Origin of the sequence: Kribbella albertanoniae, from assembly GCF_004348455.1 — a bacterium.
GTDB classification, from domain to species: domain Bacteria; phylum Actinomycetota; class Actinomycetes; order Propionibacteriales; family Kribbellaceae; genus Kribbella; species Kribbella albertanoniae.
Genome location: NZ_SMKA01000467.1, coordinates 1 through 2,944, shown reverse-complemented (window position 1 = coordinate 2,944; position 2,944 = coordinate 1). Strand labels below are relative to the sequence as shown.

The window sequence follows — 2,944 nt, the reverse complement described above, 5'->3', positions numbered from 1 at the left end:
GAAACGGCCCACCCGACCCCCACGCTGAGCGTGAGAGCCGGGTGATCGAGAGAGTTGGTGAGTGGGGGCGGTCCGCTCGTCAACCGGAGGTGCCGAGTGAGCCCCAACGCTCTGCTGCTGACCGGCGGTGGCGGTGCAGGCAAGACGACCATCGCTCAGGCGATTGCCGGCCGGTTGAGCACGTCCGGCCGGGCAACGGCAATGGTTGACCTCGATGCGCTGGCGCAGTTCGGTCCGCAGCCGGCACCGACCGGGGTGTTGCGGTTCAGCGATCACCTGCGGATCCGCAATCTGGCGGCTGTGTGGCAGAACTTCCGTGAGGCAGGGGCGGAGTACCTGATCGTCAGCGGCCCTGTCATCACGGCGATCCATCGGGCGGCATACACCGAGGTGCTGAGTGACTGTGCCGTCCACGTGGTGCGGCTGCTGACTCCGTCGGCTCTGATCGCGGAACGGACCAGCCTTACCAGGCCGGGCTGGGACCTTCAGGCGGCGCTGGACGATGCCGCTACGCATGCGGCGGTGGAGGACTTCGCCGTACCGAACGACGGAACCCCGGCTGCGACGGCGGCCGGGGTTCTTGAGCGTCTTGGGTGGGTTAGCGGGGACGCGTAGTCAGGGGGACCGGTTTGCGGGGGTCGGTGAAGAAGTCGTTGCCTTTGTCATCGACCACGACGAAGGCGGGGAAGTCCTCGACCTCGATCTTCCAGACGGCTTCCATCCCGAGTTCGGCGTACTCGAGGACGTCGACGGACTTGATGCAGTCCTGGGCGAGGCGGGCGGCGGGGCCGCCGATGGAGCCGAGGTAGAAGCCGCCGTGCTGTTTGCACGCCTCGGTGACCTTCGCGGAACGGTTGCCCTTGGCAAGCATGACGAACGAACCGCCGGCCGCCTGGAACTGGTCGACGTACGCGTCCATCCGGCCCGCGGTGGTCGGGCCGAAGGACCCGGACGCGTAGCCCTCGGGGGTCTTCGCAGGCCCGGCGTAGTAGACGGCGTGGTCGCGCAGGTACTGCGGCATCGGCTCGCCGGCGTCCAGGCGCTCCTTGATCTTGGCGTGCGCGATGTCGCGGGCGACCACCAGCGGCCCGGTCAGCGACAGCCGCGTCTTCACCGGGAGCTTCGACAGCTCCGCTCGGATCTCGCTCATCGGCCGGTTCAAATCGATTCGCACAACCTGAGCGTCATCTGACAGGTGTTCGTCGGTCGTGTCCGGCAGGAAGCGGGCCGGGTCGCGCTCCAACTGCTCCAGGAACACGCCTTCCGGGGTGATCTTCGCGCGGGCCTGGCGGTCGGCCGAGCAGGAGACCGCGATCGCGACCGGGCAGGACGCGCCGTGCCGCGGCAGTCGGATCACGCGGACGTCGTGACAGAAGTACTTCCCGCCGAACTGCGCTCCGATCCCGAAGTCCTGGGTGAGCTTGAAGACCTCCTCCTCCAGCTCCAGATCCCGGAACCCGTGCCCCACCGCCGAGCCGGTCGTCGGCAACGCGTCCAGGTAGTGCGCCGACGCGTACTTCGCGGTCTTCAGAGCGAACTCGGCCGACGTGCCACCGACCACGATCGCCAGGTGGTACGGCGGACAGGCCGCCGTACCGAGGGAGCGGATCTTCTCGTCCAGGAACTTCATCATCCCGGCCGGGTTCAGCACGGCCTTCGTCTCCTGGAACAGGAACGACTTGTTCGCCGAACCGCCACCCTTGGCCATGAACAGGAACTTGTACGCCGGATCGCCGCCGCCCGGCGTGGAGTACAGCTCGATCTGCGCGGGCAGGTTGGAGCCGGTGTTCTTCTCGTCCCACATGGTCAGCGGGGCCATCTGCGAGTACCGCAGGTTCAGCTTGGTATAGGCGTCGTACACGCCCCGGCTGATCCACTCCTCGTCGACCGCGCCGGTCAGGACGCCCTCGGACTTCTTGCCCATGACGATCGCCGTACCGGTGTCCTGGCACATCGGCAGCACACCGCCGGCCGAGATGTTCGCGTTCTTCAGCAGGTCGAGCGCGACGAACCGGTCGTTCCCGGACGCCTCGGGGTCGTCGATGATCCGGCGTAGCTGCGCGAGGTGCGCGGTCCGCAGGTAGTGCGAGATGTCGTGCATCGCCTCCGCGGTGAGCATCCGCAGTACGTCGGGCTCGATCTGAAGGAAGGTGCGGTCGCCCGCCGTGAACGTGCTGACACCTTCGGTGCTCAGCAGCCGGTACTCCGTGTCGTCAGAACCTAACGGGAGCAGATCGGAGTACGTGAAGTCGGCGGACACCGGCAGACCTCCATGGACAGTGGACTGGACTGATCCAGCCTAATCTCAGGGCCAGGATCAGGGGTCGGTAGGGGAGGTTTCGGAGCGCGGAGGGCCTGCGGCGAGCGTAAGGTTTTGTCCGTGGCACAGGATGAGGTTCCCCAGGACAATCGACCGCAGGACGCCGTACCGGCGCCGGTGGTTCCGGCGCTGCGCCGACGGGTGTCCGACCTCGAACGCGAGCAGGTCGCCGACGTCCTGCGTGACGCCGCGGGCGAGGGCCGGCTGTCCTACACCGAGCTCGAGGAGCGGCTCGAGACGGTGTACGCCTCGAAGACGTACGGCGAGCTGGTCCCGCTGACCGCCGACCTCCCGAACGGTCTCCAGCACCCCGCCGCTCCGCAGCCGCCGCAGTACGCCGTCGCCCCCGTCGTACCGGACGGTGCGCCGATCAACGTCTTCATGTCCGACCGCAAGCGCCTCGGTAACTGGGTAGCCTCCCAGCGCCAAGAGGTGCACGCCGTCATGGGCGACGTCACCCTCGACTACACCGAGGCCCAGATCCCCTTCGACGAGGTCCACATCGACATCAGGTGCATCCTCGCCGACGTCAAGATCCGCGTCCCCGCCGACGCGATCGTCCACCTCGACTCCAACCCCATCCTCGGCGCCGTCTCCGAACAAGCCGCCACCCCTGTCTCTTAT

The 2,944-nt window shown here is 67.4% G+C and carries 3 protein-coding genes; 2 read left to right on the top strand and 1 reads right to left on the bottom strand.

Going from position 1 to position 2,944, the window contains the following annotated elements:
* Positions 1-96 precede the first annotated feature (96 nt).
* Positions 97-615, top strand: coding sequence for a zeta toxin family protein (locus tag E1261_RS44130; protein ID WP_165952865.1), 519 nt, complete (start codon positions 97-99; stop codon positions 613-615).
* Here the strand turns inward: E1261_RS44130 and E1261_RS44125 are convergent.
* On the bottom strand, positions 599-2,260 hold the full coding sequence (locus tag E1261_RS44125) for a fumarate hydratase (RefSeq protein ID WP_132416249.1): 1,662 nt from the start codon (positions 2,258-2,260) through the stop codon (positions 599-601). The two genes, E1261_RS44130 and E1261_RS44125, sit on opposite strands and share 17 nt — an antisense overlap.
* A 120-nt stretch (positions 2,261-2,380) precedes the next feature.
* Here E1261_RS44125 and E1261_RS44120 point away from each other — a divergent pair.
* The coding region (locus E1261_RS44120) for a DUF1707 SHOCT-like domain-containing protein (RefSeq protein WP_132416247.1) at positions 2,381-2,944 on the top strand (564 nt) is incomplete at its 3' end.